The organism is Xanthomonas sp. PPL134, from assembly GCF_040595915.1.
Lineage (GTDB): Bacteria > Pseudomonadota > Gammaproteobacteria > Xanthomonadales > Xanthomonadaceae > Xanthomonas_A > Xanthomonas_A indica.
Genome location: NZ_JAMDLL010000018.1, coordinates 23,546 through 41,410, shown reverse-complemented (window position 1 = coordinate 41,410; position 17,865 = coordinate 23,546). Strand labels below are relative to the sequence as shown.

The 17,865-nt window shown below is 69.0% G+C and carries 10 protein-coding genes; 7 read left to right on the top strand and 3 right to left on the bottom strand.

Going from position 1 to position 17,865, the window contains the following annotated elements; translation table 11 throughout:
• Positions 1 to 108: 108 nt before the first annotated feature.
• The 3 genes from M3U25_RS19265 to M3U25_RS19255 all read right to left on the bottom strand — a co-directional run bounded on the left by M3U25_RS19265 (position 109) and on the right by M3U25_RS19255 (position 8,028).
• Entirely contained in the window at positions 109 to 3,219 is a 3,111-nt protein-coding gene (locus M3U25_RS19265) for an efflux RND transporter permease subunit (RefSeq protein WP_355503487.1), read from the bottom strand.
• Between the two features lie 148 nt (positions 3,220 to 3,367).
• The gene (locus tag M3U25_RS19260) at positions 3,368 to 6,601 is read right to left on the bottom strand and encodes an efflux RND transporter permease subunit (RefSeq protein ID WP_355503489.1); all 3,234 of its coding nucleotides are present in this window, start codon (positions 6,599 to 6,601) and stop codon (positions 3,368 to 3,370) included.
• Between the two features lie 188 nt (positions 6,602 to 6,789).
• Positions 6,790 to 8,028: an efflux RND transporter periplasmic adaptor subunit gene (locus M3U25_RS19255; RefSeq protein WP_355503491.1), complete on the bottom strand. Its 1,239-nt coding sequence runs from the start codon at positions 8,026 to 8,028 to the stop codon at positions 6,790 to 6,792.
• 288 nt (positions 8,029 to 8,316) lie between these two features.
• On the opposite strand from M3U25_RS19255, the gene M3U25_RS19250 reads away from it, so the two are divergent.
• The 7 genes from M3U25_RS19250 (at position 8,317) to M3U25_RS19220 (ending at position 17,862) form a co-directional block, all read left to right on the top strand.
• Entirely contained in the window at positions 8,317 to 9,633 is a 1,317-nt protein-coding gene (locus M3U25_RS19250) for a M20 family metallopeptidase (protein WP_355503493.1), read from the top strand.
• Positions 9,634 to 10,184: 551 nt separating this feature from the next.
• Positions 10,185 to 11,003: an NADPH-dependent 7-cyano-7-deazaguanine reductase QueF gene (gene queF / locus M3U25_RS19245; protein ID WP_242159990.1), complete on the top strand. Its 819-nt coding sequence runs from the start codon at positions 10,185 to 10,187 to the stop codon at positions 11,001 to 11,003.
• Positions 11,004 to 11,260: 257 nt separating this feature from the next.
• Positions 11,261 to 11,554 carry a LysM peptidoglycan-binding domain-containing protein gene (locus M3U25_RS19240; RefSeq protein ID WP_355503495.1) on the top strand — a complete coding sequence of 98 codons (294 nt, stop codon included), beginning with the start codon at positions 11,261 to 11,263 and terminating at the stop codon, positions 11,552 to 11,554.
• A gap of 54 nt (positions 11,555 to 11,608) precedes the next feature.
• Positions 11,609 to 12,133 carry a hypothetical protein gene (locus M3U25_RS19235; protein WP_355503497.1) on the top strand — a complete coding sequence of 175 codons (525 nt, stop codon included), beginning with the start codon at positions 11,609 to 11,611 and terminating at the stop codon, positions 12,131 to 12,133.
• A gap of 490 nt (positions 12,134 to 12,623) precedes the next feature.
• Positions 12,624 to 14,855, top strand: coding sequence for an NADP-dependent isocitrate dehydrogenase (locus M3U25_RS19230; protein WP_242159993.1), 2,232 nt, complete (start codon positions 12,624 to 12,626; stop codon positions 14,853 to 14,855).
• 297 nt (positions 14,856 to 15,152) lie between these two features.
• Positions 15,153 to 16,892: a bifunctional isocitrate dehydrogenase kinase/phosphatase gene (gene aceK, locus M3U25_RS19225; protein ID WP_355503500.1), complete on the top strand. Its 1,740-nt coding sequence runs from the start codon at positions 15,153 to 15,155 to the stop codon at positions 16,890 to 16,892.
• Positions 16,893 to 16,953: 61 nt separating this feature from the next.
• Positions 16,954 to 17,862, top strand: a complete 909-nt coding sequence (locus M3U25_RS19220) for an energy transducer TonB (RefSeq protein WP_355503502.1) — start codon at positions 16,954 to 16,956, stop codon at positions 17,860 to 17,862.
• Positions 17,863 to 17,865: the final 3 nt, after the last annotated feature.

The window sequence follows — 17,865 nt, the reverse complement described above, 5'->3', positions numbered from 1 at the left end:
GGGTTGAGTGACTGATGCAGTTTCTGCCGCTGTCACCTCACCGGCGCATGACCGCTCTTTGCTCCTCTCGTTTCCGATTCCCCATTCTCTATTCCCGATTCCCGGCCTTCAGGCCACCCGCAGCTGCCGCCGCTCGCGCCGCCGCGCGCGGCGGGCGTACCAGCGTTCGCGCAGGCAGGAGAAGATCACGTACAGCGCCGGGGTGCTGAGCAGGGTCAGGCTCTGCGAGATCAGCAGGCCGCCGATCATCGCGATGCCGAGCGGGCGGCGCAGTTCCGAGCCTTCGCCCAGGCCCACGGCCAGCGGCACCGCGGCCAGGATCGCCACCATCGTGGTCATCATGATCGGGCGGAAGCGCACGATGCAGGCCTCGCGCGCGGCCTCCAGCGGGGTCTTGCCGTGCTCGCGCTCGGCGACCAGGGCGAAGTCGATCATCATGATCGCGTTCTTCTTGACGATGCCGATCAGCAGCACCAGGGCGATCATCGAGATCACCGACAGTTCGGTGCCGGTGACCCACAGCGCCAGCAGCGCGCCCATGCCGGCGGCCGGCAGGGTGGAGAGGATGGTCACCGGGTGCACCAGGCTCTCGTAGAGCATGCCCAGCACGATGTAGACCACCACGATCGCGGCCAGCACCAGCACCAGCATCGAGTTCGGCTGCAGCTGCACGCCGAAGCCGCCGCCATCGGCGATGCGGATGTCGCCGGGCATGCGCAGCCCGGCCACGGTGGCGGCGATGATCGCATCGCCCTCGCCGGTGCTCACGCCAGGGGCCAGGTTGTAGCTCAGGTCCATGGTCGTGTACTGGTTCATGTGGGTGATCTGCGACGGCGCCAGGCCCGGCACCTGGTGCGCCACCGCCGTCAGCGGGATCATCGTGCCGTTGCGGGTGGGCACGTAGATGCGGTTCAGCGCCGCCGGCGTGGCGGTCTGGTCCGGCAGCGCGTTGACCACCACGCTGTACTGGTTGAGGTCGGAGTAGATGGTGGAGATCTGGCGCTGGCCGAACGCGCCATACAGCGCGCCGTCGATGGCGCCGATCGACACGCCCAGGCGCGCGGCCAGGGCGCGGTCGATGACGATGTTCTGGCGCAGGCCGGCGTTGTCCACGTCGGTGCCGACATCGCGCAGCTTGGGGTTCTGCTTCAGTGCGGCCTGCAGTTTCGGCAGCCACTCCTGCAGCTGCGCGTTGTCGTTGCCTTGCAGCGAGACGCGGTACTGCGCGCCCTGGCTGGTGCCGCCGCCGCCGTCGCTGGGCAGGTCCTGGATCGCGCGCAGGCGCAGCTGCAGGTCGGGGTAGCGGTCGGCCTTGGCGCTGAGCCGCGCCAGGACCTCGGCGGTGGTGTCGGTGCGGCCTTCGTCGCGGCGCTTGAGTTCGATGTTGAAGCTGGCGCTGGAACCCTGGCGGCTGCTGCCCAGGCGCGCGCCGACGATCTTCACCGCTGGGTCGGACATCAGCATGTCGGTGATGCGGCGCTGGCGGCTGACCATGTCGGCGAAGGACACGGTGGCGCTGGAGGTGGCGCGGCCCCAGATCAGGCCGGTGTCCTGCGCGGGGAACGAGCCCTTCTTGACCGCGCCGGCCAGGAACACCGTGGCCACGATCAGCAGCAGCGGGGTCAGTGCTAGCAGCAGCGCGTGGCGCAACGCGAAGTCCAGGGCCACGGTGTACACGCGCAGCATGCGTTCGTGCATGCGCTCCAGCCAGGCGCCGAAGCGGCTGGGGCGTTCCGGTTCGGCGTGCGCGGACAGGAAGCGGCTGCACAGCGCCGGGGTGAGCGTGAGCGAGACCACCGCCGAGACGCAGATCGCCGCCACCAGGGTGACGGTGAACTCGCGGAAGAACACCCCGATCATGCCGCTGGCGAACAGGATCGGAATGAACACCGCCACCAGCGAGGCGGTGATCGAGACGATGGTGAAGCCGATCTCGCGCGCACCGGCCAGCGCCGCCTCCAGCCGCGACATGCCTTCGTCGAGGTGGCGCATGATGTTCTCGATGACCACGATCGCATCGTCGACGACGAAGCCGATCGCGATCACCAGCGCCAGCAGGCTCAGGTTGTTGAGGGTGAAGCCCATCACGTGCATCGCCAGCGCCGCGCCGGCCAGCGACAGCGGCACGGTGGCCGCGGCGATCAGCGTGGGCGCCAGCCGGCGCAGGAACAGCGCCATGGTCAGCACCACCATCGCCAGGCTGATCATCAGCGTGGCCTGCACCTCGTTGAGCGAGGCGCGGATGGTCGGGGTGCGGTCGAAGTACGCCGTCATCCTGGTGCCCGGCTGCAGGTAGGTGCGCAGCATCGGGATCTCGGCCTTGACCCGGTCCACCGTCTCCACGATGTTGGCGCCGGCGCGGGTGAACACGTACATCACCACCGCCGGCTTGCCGCCGAACCAGGCCGCCTGATAGGCATCCTGCTGGCCGTCGTAGACGTTGGCGATGTCGCGCAGGCGCACCGTGCGGCCCTGCTGCTGGCTGATCACCACCTGGCCGAAGTCGGCGGCCTTGGCCACCGCGTCGTTGGCGACGATGGCGGTGGTGGTGGTGCCGTCACTGAGGAAGCCGGTGGGCGAGGTGACGTTGGCCGCGCGCACCGCATTGCGCAGGTCGTCCGGGGTCAGGCCCATGGCATTGAGCGCGCGCAGGTTCACGTCCACCCGCACCGCCGGGGTGGAGGCGCCGCCGATGTCCACCGAGGACACGCCGCTGATCTGGCGCAGGCGCTGCGCCAGCAGCGAATCGGCGACGTTGTACAGCTCGTCGGCCGATTGCGTGTCCGAGGTCAGGGCGATGGCGATGACCGGGTCGTCGTTGGGGTTGGCCTTCTGGTAGCGCGGCGTGGCCAGCCCGGAGGGCAGGTCGGCCTGCGCGGCGTTGATCGCGCTCTCCACGTCCTGCGCCGCCGAGTCGATGTTGCGGTTGCTCTGGAACACCATGAACACCTGGCTGTTCCCCTCCGAACTGGAGGACCGCATGGTGTCGATGCCGGGCACCTGGCCCAGGTGCCGTTCCAGCGGCGCGGTGACCGTGGACGCCATGGTCGCGGCATCGGCGCCGGCCTGGCTGGCCTGCACGAAGATCACCGGAATCGAGATGTTCGGCAGCGCCGCCACGCCCAGGCGCAGGTAGCACATCATGCCGATCACGAACAGGCCGATGGCCAGCAGCGCGGTGCCGATGGGACGGCGGATGAAGGGCGCGGAGATGTTCATGGGGCCGGGAATGGGGAATGGGGAATCGGGAGTCGCAGTACGCGCCCGGTGTCAGTCTTCCGGGGATCCGGCATGAAGTGAACGAGTCGGCAGCGCGCGGACACGGCGCTTTCCGATTGCCGATTCCCGATTCCCGATTCCCGGCCTCTCACGCCCGCCCCTCCGCCGCCGTCGCGTGCCGCGCCGCGCGCCGCTCGCGCCAGGTCCGCACGCGCTCGGAAGCGCGTTCCATGTACAGGTAGATCACCGGCGTGGTGTAGAGGGTGACCAGCTGCGACAGCAGCAGGCCGCCGACGATGGAGATGCCCAGCGGGCGGCGCAGTTCCGAGCCGATGCCGTCGCCCAGCGCCAGCGGCAGCGCGCCGAGCATCGCCGCGGCGGTGGTCATCATGATCGGGCGGAAGCGCAGCAGGCAGGCGCGGCGGATCGCGTCGTGGGCGCTGGCGCCCTCGCGGCGCGCGTCGATGGCGAAGTCGATCATCATGATCGCGTTCTTCTTGACGATGCCGATCAGCAGCACGATGCCGACGATGCCGTCCACCGACAGGCTCAGCCCGCACAGCATCAGCGCCAGCAGCGCGCCGACGCCGGCCGGCGGCAGGGTGGAGATGATCGTCAGCGGGTGGATGTAGCTCTCGTAGAGCACGCCCAGCACGATGTAGATCAGCACCACCGAGGCCAGCAGCAGCCACACCACGTCGGTCTGGCTGCCGGTGAATTCGGCGGCCTTGCCGATGAACTCGGCATGCAGCTGCGGCGGCAACTGCAGCTGGGCGCGGGTCTCCTCGATCGCCGCCACCGCCTGCGACAGCGAATAGCCCGGCGCCAGGTTGAACGAGACCGTCACCGCCGGCAGCTGCTGCTGGTGGCTGACCACCAGCGGCGTGGTCGACTGCTTGGCCTCGGCCACGGCCGCCAAGGGCACGGTGCCGCCGCTGCCGACGGTGATGCCGGTGTTCTGCGCGCCGATGCCGGTGGCGGTGGACGAGTTGCTGGAAGTGGTCTGGCCGAAACTGGTGGCGTTGCTGGCGGTCAACGCGCCGCTGCCGTTGCTGGCCACCGCCAATTGGTTCAGCAGCGCGGTGCTGGTGCGGAACTCCGGCGCCACTTCCAGCACCACGCGGTACTGGTTGAGCTGGGTGAAGATGGTGGAGATCTGGCGCTGGCCGAAGGCGTCGTACAGCGTGTCGTCGATGGTCTGCATCGGCACGCCGAGGGCGCTGGCCTTGTCGCGATCCACGCGCAGTTCCAGTGCGCGGCCCTGGTTGGCCAGGTTGTTGTCCACGTCGGCCAGTTCCGGGCGCTTGCGCAGCGCCTCGGTCAGGCGCATGGCCTGAGTCGCCAGTTCGGTGCTGTCCACGTCCGAGAGCGAGTACTGGTACTCGGTGGCGGCCACGCGGGTGTCCAGGGTCACGTCCTGCACCGGCTTCAGGTACAGCGCCACGCCGGGCAGCCCGGCCACCGCCTTCTGCAGCCGCGGCAGCAGGTCTTCCAGGCTGTCGCGGTCGCTGCGCGGCTTCAGCACGATGCTGAGCTGGCCCTGGTTGAGCGTGGGGTTCATCGAGCCGGCGCCGATGAAGGCGGCCACGCCGGTCACCGCCGGGTCGCGGCGCAACGCCTCGGCTACCGCCTGGGTGCGCTGCTCCATCTGCGGGAACGCCACGTTCTGGTCGGCCTGGACCACGCCGGTGATCAGCCCGGTGTCCTGCTCGGGCAGCAGGCCCTTGGGGATCACCACGTACAGCAGCACGGTCAGCACCATGGTCGCCAGCGCCACCAGCAGGGTCAGCTTCTGGTGGCCCAGCACCCAGTCCAGGCTGCGTTCGTACAGCCCCACGGTGCGCGACCACAGCGTGGTCTTGCCGGCCGCCGCCGCGCGCTCGTGCGCGTCCTCGCCCTCGGGCAGGGCGTCGGGCTTGAGCAGGTAGGCGCACATCATCGGCGTGAGCGTCAGCGACACCAGCATCGAGATCACCACCGCGATGCTCAGCACCCAGGCGAACTCGTGGAACAGGCGGCCGGTGACGCCGGGCATCAGGATCAGCGGCAGGAACACCGCCACCAGCGACACGGTCAGCGACAGCACGGTGAAGCCGATCTGGCGTGCGCCGATCTCCGCGGCCTCGCGGCCGCTCTTGCCCTGTTCGATGTAGCGCACGATGTTCTCGATCATCACGATCGCATCGTCGACCACGAAGCCGGTGGCGACCACCAGCGCCATCAGCGACAGGTTGTCCAGCGACATGCCGGCGAAGGCCATCACCGCGAAGGTGCCGGCCAGCGACAGCGGCACCGCCACCGACGGGATCACCGTGGCCCACAGCCGGCGCAGGAACACGAAGATCACCGCCACCACCAGGCCGATGGTCAGGATCAGGGTGAACTTGACCTCGTGCACCGAGGCGCGGATGGTCTCGGTGCGGTCGGAGAACACGTCCAGGTGCACGCCGGCGGGCAACACGCCCTGCAGCTGCGGCAGGATCGCGCGGATCTGCTCCACCGTCTGCACGATGTTGGCACCGGGCTGGCGGCGCACTTCCAGCAGCACCGCCGGCTTGCCGTCGGCCCAGGCGGCAAGCTGGTCGTTCTCCACCCCGTCCACCACCTTTGCCACGTCCGACAGCCGCACCGGCGCGCCGTTCTTGTAGCTGATGACGGTGTCGCGGTACTCGGCGGCGCTGGACAGCTGGTCGTTGGTGCCGATGCTGTAGGACTGGGTCTTGCCGTTGAGCGAGCCCTTCGGCGCGTTGACGTTGGTCTGGGTCAGCGCGCTGCGCAGCGCCTCCATGGTCAGGCCCATGTTCGACAGCTGCGCCGGATTGACCTGGATGCGCACCGCCGGGCGCACGTTGCCGGCGATCGACACCAGGCCCACGCCCGGCACCTGCGACAGGCGCTGGGCCAGGATCGAGTCGGCGTAGTTGTTGACGTCGCGCAGCGGCAGCGTGTCGGAGCTGAGCTTGAGGGTGAGGATCGCCGCGTCGGCCGGGTTCACCCGGTTGTAGACCGGCTGGTAGGGCAGCGAGGAGGGCAGGGTGGACTGGCGGATCGCCGCCTGCACGTCCTGCGCGGCGATGTCGATGTCGCGGTCCATCGCGAACTGCAGCACGATCGTGGACAGGCCGGCCGACGAGTCGGAAGTCATCATCTGCAGCCCGGAGATCTGCCCGAGCTGCCGCTCCAGCGGCGTGGTCACCAGCGAGGCCATGGTGCTGGCGTTGGCGCCGGGATATTGCGTGGTCACCACCAGGCTGGGCGCGTCGATTTCCGGCAGCGCCGACACCGGCAGCTGCCGGTAGCCGAGGATGCCGAGCAGCAGCACGCCTGCCATCAGCAAGGTGGTGGCGATCGGGCGGCGGATGAAGATCGTCGAAAAGCCCACGGGGAAGATCCTTGCTGGTGAGAGTCCGGCGCGGCCGCGCCGGCGCCGGGGAAAACGGCGGAATCAGCGGCGGCCGTGGCCCCGCGCCGCGATCGCGGCGCGGCATGGCGACGCCGCCGCCTGCAGGCGCCCCAGTCGCGGCCGGCCGCGCGGGCGCGGCACGGCTCTCGCCAGGGCGCGCGGCGCGCTCAGCGCGGCCCGCCGCCGCCGCGGCGTCCACCGCCGCGTTGCTGCTGCTTGCCCTCGGCGGCCTTCAGTTCGGCCTCGGTCGGCTCCGGCGGCGCCTCGCCCGGCTTCAGCGCGGTCACCTTGGTGCCGGGCTTGAGCCGGAACTGGCCTTCGGTGACCACCCGCTCGCCGGCCTTCAGGCCTTCGGTCAGCTGCACCTGGCTGTCGCCGACTTCCGCGCCCTGCTTGACCGTCTGCATCTTGACCGTGTTGTCGGCCTGCACCACGTACACGTAGTCGCCGTTGGGGCCGCGCTGCACCGCCTGGGTCGGCACCACCACCCCGTCGGGCACGGTGCGCAGGGTCAGGCGCACGTTGACGAACTGGCCCGGCCACAGCGCGCGGTCGTTGTTCGGGAACACCGCGCGGACCTTGAAGGTGCCGGTGTCGGCGCTGATCTGGTTGTCGATCACGTCGACCTGGCCGTCGGCGGCGATCGGATGCGCGTCGGTGCGGTCCAGCGCGGCCACCGGCAGCGGCGCCGCCGCCTGCGCCTGGCGCACGTCCTGCAGCTGGATCTCGGGCAGGTTGAAGGTGACGTAGATCGGGTGCACCTGGGTGATGGTGACGATGGTGCTGCTGGTGCTGACGATGTTGCCCACGTCCACCCCGCGGATGCCGGCGATGCCGTCGCTGGGGGCGAGGATGCGGGTGTACTGCAACTGCACCTGCGCCGCGCGCATCTGCGCGTCGTTGGCGGCGACCGCCGCTTCGTACTGCGCCACCTGATTGCGCTGCGTGTCCAGGTCGGTCTTGGCCACGTACTGGCGGTAGGCCGGCGAGTCGGAGCGCTGGAAGGTGGAGCGCGCGGTGGCCAGCAGCGCCTGGTTCTGGCGCTTGCTCGCCGCGGCCTGGTCGTAGCTGGCCTGCAGCGAGCGCGGGTCGATCTGCGCCAGCAGCTCGCCCTTCTTGACTTCCTGGCCTTCGCGGAAGTTCAGGCTCATCAGCTGGCCGCCGACCTGCGGGCTGACGGTGACGGTGCTCAGCGCGGTCACCGTGCCGGTGGCGGTGGCGTAGATCGGCACCGCCTGGCTGCTGGCGGCGACTACCGTGACCGGCACCGGCGTGTTGTCGCTGTCGTCGCCCATGCCGGCGTCGCCACCCTTGTGATGCCCGCCGCCGCGCATGAAACGCGTGCCCACCACCACCAAGGCCACCGCTGCGAGGATCAGCAGCGCAATCTTCCAGAAACGCGACATCCGGGGAAACTCCTGTGGCGAGGCGGGGTGGAGGACCCTCCCGCAGTGGCTGGTGCAACGGTCGCGAAAGCATATCGCCGGCGCGTTGCGATTGGACCATGACTGAAGGGACAGACCCCGCGGGCGGGCGAGGCCGGTCGTTCGCTCTCGCAACGCACCGGCGGCGCATCGGTTGACACGGATTCGCAAGGGTTTTTTCACCGCGGCGGGATCCACGGCCGCCCCCGGCCGGCCGCCGATGCACTACATTGACTGAACGCCTGTTGCGTCCCGACCTGGAGTCCTGCCATGCCGCGCCTGTCCCGCCTGCTGTCCGCGATGCTGTTCGCCGTCCCCGCCCTGGCCTGGGGGCAGAGCGCCGAGCGCCCGGAGGTGGCGGCTGCCGCGGCCAGGCTGCAGGCCAAGGTGGTGGAGTGGCGGCGCGACTTCCACCAGCACCCGGAGCTGTCCAATCGCGAGGAGCGCACCGCCGCCAAGGTCGCCGAGCGGCTGCGCGCGCTGGGCCTGAAGCCGCAGACCGGCATCGCCCACCACGGCGTGGTGGCGATCGTCAAAGGCGCGCTGCCCGGGCCGAAGATCGCCCTGCGCGCGGACATGGACGCGCTGCCGGTGACCGAGCAGACCGGCCTGCCGTTCGCCTCCAAGGCCACCGGCGAGTACCGCGGCGAGACCGTGGGGGTGATGCACGCCTGCGGCCACGACGCGCACACCGCGATCCTGCTCGGCGTGGCCGAGGCCCTGGTGGCGATGCGCGCGCAGCTGCCGGGCGAGGTCATGCTGGTGTTCCAGCCGTCGGAGGAGGGCGCGCCGGGCAACGAAGAGGGCGGCGCCTCGCTGATGCTCAAGGAAGGCCTGTTCCGCGACTTCAAGCCGCAGGCGATGTTCGGCCTGCACGTGTTCTCCAGCGTCCAGGCCGGCAAGATCGCGGTGCGCGGCGGCCCGCTGATGGCCGCCTCGGACCGCTTCAGCATCAAGGTGGTCGGCCGCCAGACCCACGGCTCGGCGCCGTGGAACGGCATCGACCCGATCGTGGCCAGTGCCGACCTGATCGGCGCCGCGCAGAGCGTGATCAGCCGCCGCGCCAACCTGTCCAAGCAGCCGGCGGTGCTCAGCTTCGGCGCGATCAAGGGCGGTATCCGCTACAACATCATTCCCGACGACGTGGAGATGGTCGGCACCATCCGCACCTTCGACGAGGGCATGCGCCAGCAGATCTTCGCCGACCTCAAGACCGTGGCCGAGCACACCGCCGCCGCGCACGGCGCCAAGGCCGAGGCGCACGTACCCGACCAGGACGGCAACCCGGCCACGGTCAACGACCCGGCACTGACCGCGCGCATGCTGCCCAGCCTGCAGGCGGTGGTCGGCGCCGGCAACGTCTACGAACCGCCGCTGCAGATGGGCGCGGAGGATTTCTCGTACTACGCGCAGCAGGTGCCGTCGATGTTCTTCTTCGTCGGCGCCACCGGCCCCGGCATCGACCCCGCGACCGCGCCCAGCAACCACTCGCCGCACTTCCTGCTCGACGAGACCGCCCTGGACGTCGGCCTGCGCGCGATGCTGCAGGTGTCCTTGGATTATCTGGGGATGAAGCCGGAGGCCTGAAGGGGCGGGAGTGGGGAATCGGGAGTGGGGATTGGTAAAAGCGGCAGTCCCGCAGCCCCGTAACGGCATCGTGCGTCGGCCCGGCAGCGATGGACAGATGGACATCCGTAGGAGCGGCTTCAGCCGCGACGGGCGTTACCGGGAAGGCTGTCGCGGCTGAAGCCGCTCCTACGACGCGCGGCGCTGGATCGCCTCTTGTGGGAGCGACGTCAGTCGCGACGCGCGAAGCCCTGAGCCGAAGGATTCCTTCGGCACCAATCGTGGCCGCCCTTCCAGACGCGCGCATGTGCCCTGCGCCCTTTCCCCGTAGGAGCGGCTTCAGCCGCGACGGGCGTTACCGGGAAGACTGTCGCGGCTGAAGCTGCTCCTACGCGCGCCGCGCTGGATCGCCTCTGTGGGAGCGACTTCAGTCGCGACGCATGAAGCCTTGCAGCGACGCAAGCACCTCGACGCAAGCACGTGCAGCATCGCTTCAGCCCATCCCGAATCCCCACTCCCCACTCCCCGCCCATACACCTCCCAGCCAGAACGCGCCCGCTACACTGCACCACATGAACACCCCCCAGGATTCCAGCCTCGGCCGCGAGGTCGCCTACCCGTCGCAGTACGATCCCGCGCTGCTGTTTCCCATCCCGCGCGCCGCGGCGCGTACCGAGATCGGTCTTGACCCCGCGGCGCTGCCGTTCTTCGGCGTCGACCGCTGGCATGCCTACGAACTGAGCTGGCTCGATGCGCAGGGCAAGCCCTGCGTCGCCACCGCGACCCTGCAGGTGCCGTGCGCCTCGCCGAATCTGATCGAATCCAAGTCGCTCAAGCTCTATCTCAACTCGCTCAACGCGATGCGCTTCAACAGCGCCGAGGCGCTGCGCAGTTGCATCGTCACCGACCTATCGGCGCGTGCCGGCGCCGACGTGGCGATGGAATTCGGCCTGCCGCCGATCGACACGCTGGGCGAGGGCGAGTCGCTGGACGCGCTGGACATCGCCATCGACTGCTACGGCCCGCCGCGTCCGAACTTCCTGTCCGCCGCCGACAGCGAGGTGGTCGAAGAGACCCTGACCAGCGAATTGCTCAAGTCCAACTGCCCGGTCACCGGCCAGCCCGACTGGGCGTCGTTGCACCTGCGCTACCGCGGTGGCCGCATCGACCGCGAGGGCCTGCTGCGCTACCTGATCAGCTTCCGCGAGCATGCTGGCTTCCACGAGCAGTGCGTCGAGCGCATCTTCCACGACCTGATGACGCGCTGCCGCCCGCAGTCGCTGCAGGTGGAGGCGCGCTACACCCGCCGTGGCGGCCTGGACATCAATCCCTGGCGTGCCACCCCGGACGTGGCCGAACCGCTGAGCTTCCTGCGCGACCTGCGCCAGTAACCGACTCGGACACCGCGCCGTCACCGCGATCGTGCGGCGCTGTCGACATCTGCGCTCGCCTGCGCTCGGCGGCTGCAGCGTGCGTGCGATGCGCGTGTTGCGCACAGGTCCCGACTGCTTGGAAGACAGCCCCCTGTCGTCACGTTCGATGCACGTCGCGCGCCTGAACCGCGTCTGCGCGATTCACGGCCGCGCGATCCTTTTTTAACAAATCCTGTGACACCGTGGCAGCGTCCCATCACGCAGGGAGCAACGCGATGAACAGCGAAAAACGCGCCGACTTCTCGGCAGTCACCGCCAAGGTGGATACCACGGCCGACGTCGTGCAGAAGGCGGATTTCTCCGCCGTGCAGAGCAAGGTCGACAGCACGGCCGAGCAGGTGCAGCAGGTGTATGTGGTCAAGCCCGGCGATTCGCTGTCCAAGATCGCCAAGCTGCATTACGGCGACGGCAATGCCTGGACACGCATCTTCGAGGCCAACCGCGATGTGCTCGCCGACCCCGACAAGATCTATCCGGGCCAGACGCTCAGGTTGCCCGCCGGCGCCTGACAAGGCGCGACCCCACCACCCCCTCTTCGCCATTCTGACAGGAGTCTGTTCCCGATGAAGACCCGTTCGATCTCCCCGTTTTCGCCGCTGCTGATCGCCATGGTCGGTGCGCTGGCGCTGGCCGGCTGCAAGAAGCAGGAACAGCAGCAGACCACGTCGCCCGATCCCACCTCGTCCGCACCGACCGAGCAGATGCCGGGTCCGGCCGCCGCGCCGGCGGAACAGCCGGCGCCGGCCGCCGCGGGCGCCAACGCGGTCAATGTCGCCGCGGTCGCCGTCGGCAACACCGCGGCCGCGGACAAGTCGGTCGCGCCGCTGACCACGCTCGGCAGCAAGGACAAGATCATCGTCTCGGTGAAGACCGAGGGCTCGGCGACCAACGCCAACGTCGGCGCCAAGCTGGTGTTCCAGGACGGCCAGACCGCCGGCGAGCGCACCGAGACGCTCAACACCAGCGGGGCCGACACCACCAACTTCGAGTTCACCAATCCCAAGGGCTGGCCGGCCGGCCAGTACAAGGCCGAGGTCACCGTGAACGGCCAGGCGGCGGGCACGCCGCAGACGTTCGAGGTGAAGTGATCCAGGGCTGAGCCCGGGTCACGGGTCGCACGCGCCGCCTCTCTCCCGGCACGTGCGACACGCTGGCGCAGCCGCGAGGCTGCGCCTTTTTTATGGCTGGTCCGCGTGTGCCCCGAGTGGCAGGAAGTGGGCACTCCGGTCGAAGGTGCGTACCCGATGCCGAGCGCGCGCGCCATCGCTGCATCGCGGTTTGGACGGCATCGCATGCAGCACGGTGTGTTGCGCGACGCCGTCGGCTGTCTTCCAGGACAGTCATCATCCGTGCCGCCCACAGGTGCGGTGCCAGTGTGGGTGAGCCTCAGACTGGCGCCGCACTGCTGCACGGCGCTCGCCGAAGGCAAACCCCGCGCTTTGCCCACAGCCGGCAGACACGCGACAATGGACGGCCGATGCCCGGCGGTTGGCGGCATCGCGAAACCTACAAGAAACAATACGCCGCCGTACTGTCGGTGCTGCCTATTTCCCCCTGCCAGAGGTCATCCGTCGCGTCATGTCGAATACGCCCAAGATCCTGTACACGCTCACCGATGAAGCCCCGTACCTGGCGACGCAGTCGCTGCTGCCGATCGTCTCCGCGTTCGCCGGCACCGCTGGCATCGCCGTGGAGACCCGCGACATTTCGCTGGCCGGCCGCCTGATTTCGCAGTTCCCCGAATACCTGCGCGAGGACCAGCGCATCGCCGACGACCTGGCCGAACTTGGCCAGCTGGCGACCACGCCGGAAGCCAACATCATCAAGCTGCCCAACATCAGCGCCTCGGTGCCGCAGCTCAAGGCCGCGATCAAGGAACTGCAGCAGCAGGGTTATGCGCTGCCGGACTACGTGGACGAGCCGAAGGACGAGAAGCAGAAGGAAGCCAAGGCGCGCTACGACAAGGTCAAGGGCAGCGCGGTCAACCCGGTGCTGCGCGAGGGCAATTCCGACCGCCGCGCGCCGGCCTCGGTGAAGAACTACGCGCGCAAGCACCCGCACCGCATGGGCGCCTGGAGCGCCGAGTCCAAGTCGCACGTGGCGCACATGGATGCCGGCGATTTCTACGGCAGCGAGCGCTCGGCGCTGATCGCGCAGGCCGGCAACGTCAAGATCGAGCTGGTCGGCAAGGACGGCACGGTGACGGTGCTGAAGGAAAAGACCGCGGTGCAGGCCGGTGAGCTGATCGATGCGGCGGTGATGAGCAAGCGCGCGCTGGCCGCCTTCGTGCAGGCGCAGATCGCCGATGCCAAGCAGCAGGGCGTGCTGTTCTCGCTGCACCTGAAGGCGACGATGATGAAGGTCTCCGACCCGATCATGTTCGGCGTGGTGGTCGAGGCGTTCTACCGCGACGTGCTGGACAAGCATGCCGCCACGCTCAAGCAGGTGGGCTTCGATGCCAACAACGGCATCGGCGATCTGTACGCGCGCATCGCCAGTCTGCCGGAGGCGCAGCGTGCGCCGATCGAGGCCGACCTGCAGGCGCTGTACGCGCAGCGCCCGGGCCTGGCGATGGTCAACTCCGACAAGGGCATCACCAATTTGCACGTGCCCAGCGACGTGATCGTCGATGCGTCGATGCCGGCGATGATCCGCGACTCCGGCAAGATGTGGAACGCCGAAGGCAAGCTGCAGGACACCAAGGCGGTGATCCCGGACCGCTGCTACGCCGGCGTGTACCAGGCGGTGATCGAGGACTGCAAGCTGCACGGCGCGTTCGACCCGGCGACCATGGGCAGCGTGCCCAACGTCGGCCTGATGGCGCAGAAGGCCGAGGAATACGGTTCGCACGACAAGACCTTCCAGATCGCCACCGACGGTACCGTGCGCGTCACCGATGCCGGCGGCACGGTGTTGCTGGAGCATGCGGTGGAAGCCGGCGACATCTGGCGTATGTGCCAGACCAAGGACGCGCCGATCCAGGACTGGGTCAAGCTGGCGGTCGAGCGCGCGCGCCTGAGCGCCACCCCGGCGGTGTTCTGGCTGGATCCGCAGCGTGCGCACGATGCGCTGATGATCCAGAAGGTGGAGCGCTACCTGCAGGATCACGACCTCAATGGCCTGGACATCCGCATCCTGCCGCCAGTGGAAGCCACCGCGTTCTCGCTGCAGCGCATCCGTAAGGGCGAGGACACCATCTCGGTCACCGGCAACGTGCTGCGCGACTACCTGACCGACCTGTTCCCGATCATGGAGCTGGGCACCAGCGCCAAGATGCTGTCGATCGTGCCGCTGATGGCCGGCGGCGGCCTGTTCGAGACCGGTGCCGGCGGTTCGGCGCCCAAGCACGTGCAGCAGTTCGTCGAAGAGAACTACCTGCGCTGGGATTCGCTGGGCGAGTTCCTGGCCCTGGCCGCGTCGCTGGAGCACCTGGGCCAGCGCCACCACGACGCCGCCATCGGCGTGCTGGCGCGCACCCTGGACCAGGCCAACGGCCAGTTCCTGGACAACGACAAGTCGCCCTCGCGCAAGGTCGGCGGGCTGGACAACCGCGGCAGCCACTTCTACCTGGCCCTGTACTGGGCGCAGGCGCTGGCCGCGCAGGACGAGGACGCCACGCTGAAGGCGCGCTTCGCCCCGCTGGCCAAGCTGCTGACCGAGCAGGAAGCGACCATCGTCGCCGAGCTCAACGGCGTGCAGGGCCAGCCGGTCGACATCCAGGGCTACTACCGCCCGAACCTGGACCTGGTCGGCAAGGCGATGCGCCCCAGCAACACCCTCAACGACGCCCTGGCGACGCTGAGTGCCTGATCGCTCGAGCCGAGCGTGACGCAAAGGGCCGCCCCTCGGGGCGGCCCTTTGCGTTTCCGGCGCAGGAAACGTCCGGTAGGAGCGGCTTCAGCCGCGACCGGGCGTTCCCGGCCAGCCTGTCGCGACTGAAGCCGCTCCTACGGGCAACCTGCGTCTGGCTTGACCTTGGCGAAATAGGTCGCTGGAGATGTCCATGACGCAGATCCTGGCAGTATCCAGGCGCTGGTGGTTTTCCTGGATGCGTCGCCGGCTCCGCCCGGCGCCCGCCTGACGCCGCCACCTGGGTACACTGCGGGCATGCCGTCCACGCCGCTGCCGCTGCCGTCCGAACGCCGTGCCCAGGTCATCGGCCGCATCGTCTTCGAGGCATTCGAGGACTACCACGCGCGCTTCGCGCAGATCTCCGCGCGTGCGCGCCAGCGCTTCGAGGCGCGCGACTGGAGCGCGGCGCGCGAGGATGCGATCGAACGCATCGCCCTGTACGACCAGTGCATCGCCGAATGCATGCTGCGCCTGCGCGCGGTGCTGCTCGGCCAGGCGCACGATCGTGCGCTGTGGATCCGCGCACGCGACCACTACGCCGAACTGATCGCCGCGCTGATCGACCAGGAGCTGTACAAGACCTTCTACAACACCCTGACCCGGCGCTTCTTCCGCACCCAGGGCGTGGATGCGCAGATCGAGTTCGTGGCGCTGGACATCGAGCCCACTGACGCCATTACGCATCCGGTGGCACGGCACAACTACGTGGTGTCCGAGGCGCGGCCGGTGGACGCGTTCGTGCGCGTGCTCGGAGACTATCCGTTCGACGTGCCGTACGCGCACCGCACGCGCTGCGCGGCCGCCATCGCGGTGCGGCTGCAGGACGACCTCGCCCACTGGGGCGAGAATCCGGTACGCGGCATCGAACTGCTGGAGACGGTGTTTTACCGCGAGCGCCGCGCCTACCTGATCGGCCGCGTGTTCGGCGAGCACCGCTTCTCGCCGTGCGTGATCGCCCTGGTCAACGACGAACAGGGCCTGCGCGCCGAAGCGGTGCTGACCAAGCGCAACGACGTGGCGCAGTTGTTCGGCATCTCGCGCAGCTATTTCCAGGCCGACCTGTCCACCGTCGGCGATGCGGTGGTGTTCCTGCGCAGCCTGCTGCCGCACAAGCCGATCGACGAGCTGTACACCATGCTCGGCCGCGCCAAGCAGGGCAAGACCGAACGCTTCCGCACCTTCTTCCGCCACTTCCAGGCGCATCCCAACGAACAACTGGTGCATGCCGAGGGCACGCCGGGCATGGTCATGGCGGTGTTCACCCTGCCCAGCTATCCGCTGGTGTTCAAGCTGATCCGCGACCGCTTCGCCTATCCGAAGACGATGAGCCGCGAGGAAGTGGAGGAGAAGTATGCGCTGGTGTTCAACCTCGATCGGGTCGGCCGCCTGCTCGACGCGCAGCCGTACCGTTCGCTGCGCTTCCCGCGTGTGCGCTTCGCCCCGGCGCTGCTGCAAGAGTTGATGGAGGGCTGCGCGCGCAGCCTGCGCGAGGACGGCGACGACCTGATCGTCGAGCTGTGCTACGTGCAGCGGCGCCTGCGCCCGTTGAACCTGTACCTGCGCGAGCAGGGCGCCGAGGCCGCGCGCGAGGCCGCGCTCGACTACGCGCAGGCGATCAAGGACATGGCCCGCAACAACATCTTCCCCGGCGACATGCTGCTGAAGAACTTCGGCGTGTCGCGGCAGGGCCGGGCAGTGTTCTACGACTACGACGAACTGTGCCTGGTCACCGACTGCAACTTCCGCGACTGGCCGCAGCCGCGCAACGAGGAGGAGGCGATGTCCGCCGAACCCTGGTTCCACGTCGCCCCGCGCGACGTGTTCCCGGAGCGCTTCGCGATGTTCATGGGCCTGCCTGCCGCTTCGCTGGAGGCGGTGCGCCATGCCCATGGCGAATTGTTCGATCCGCAATGGTGGCGCGATCTGCAGGCGCGGCTGCGCGAGGACGATTATCCGGACGCGCCGCCCTACCCGGACGCGCTGCGCCTGGCCTGAGTTGCCGGTGGGCCGCCACTGCGGTGTAATCGGCGCCTCATCTCAGGCAAAGGAATGCGCGATGCACCGTCGATCTCTCTGTTCGTGGCGGCGCTGGAGCGCCCTGCTGTCGCTGCTGCTGCTGGCATTTGCCGCCGTCGCCGTCGCCGTCGCCGCCGACGGGGTCGGTCCCGGCGCGGTGCGCAAGCAGATCGAGAGCAGCATGCTGGTGAGCGGGACCATCGATATCGAGCCCAGCGGCAAGGTGTCGGCGCTGGCGCTGGACCAGCAGGAGCGTCTGCCCAAGGGCGTGGTCGATTTCGTCCGCAGCACCGTGATGCAGTGGACGTTCGCGCCCGGCATGCGCGATGGCAAGCCCGTTCCGGCGCGTGCGCCGATGACCCTGCGCCTGGTCGCCAAGCGCCAGCAGGGCGACGACTACCAGGTCGAGATCCGCGGCGCCGATTTCAGCCACTACGATCCCAACGACCGCAGCGTGGTCACCTCGATCCAGATGAAGCCGCCGACCTATCCGGAAGCCGCCTACAGCGTCGGTGCCGCGGGATCGGCATACCTGGTGCTCAAGGTGGGCCGCGATGGTCGCGTCGCCGACGCCGCGGTGGAGCAGGTCAACCTGCGCGTGGTGGCGTCCGAGCGGCAGATGCAGCAACTGCGCGACGTGCTGGGCAAGAGCGCGCTGGGTGCGGCGCGCAAGTGGACCTTCCGCCCGCCGAGCGAAGGCAAGGACGTGGATGCGCCTTACTGGACCGTGTGCGTGCCGGTCGATTACGCGCTGCTCGACCAGTCCCGCCAGGGTGCGCCGTCGGCTTACGGCCGCTGGATGAGCTACATCCCCGGCCCGCGCCAGCGCGCTCCCTGGATCACCGGCGAAGACGCGACCGGCTTCTCGCCGGACCTGCTGCCGGCCGGTGGCGTGTACATGGCCGACGGCGCCGGCCCGCGCCTGCTGACGCCGCTGCAGGGCGGCTGAGCG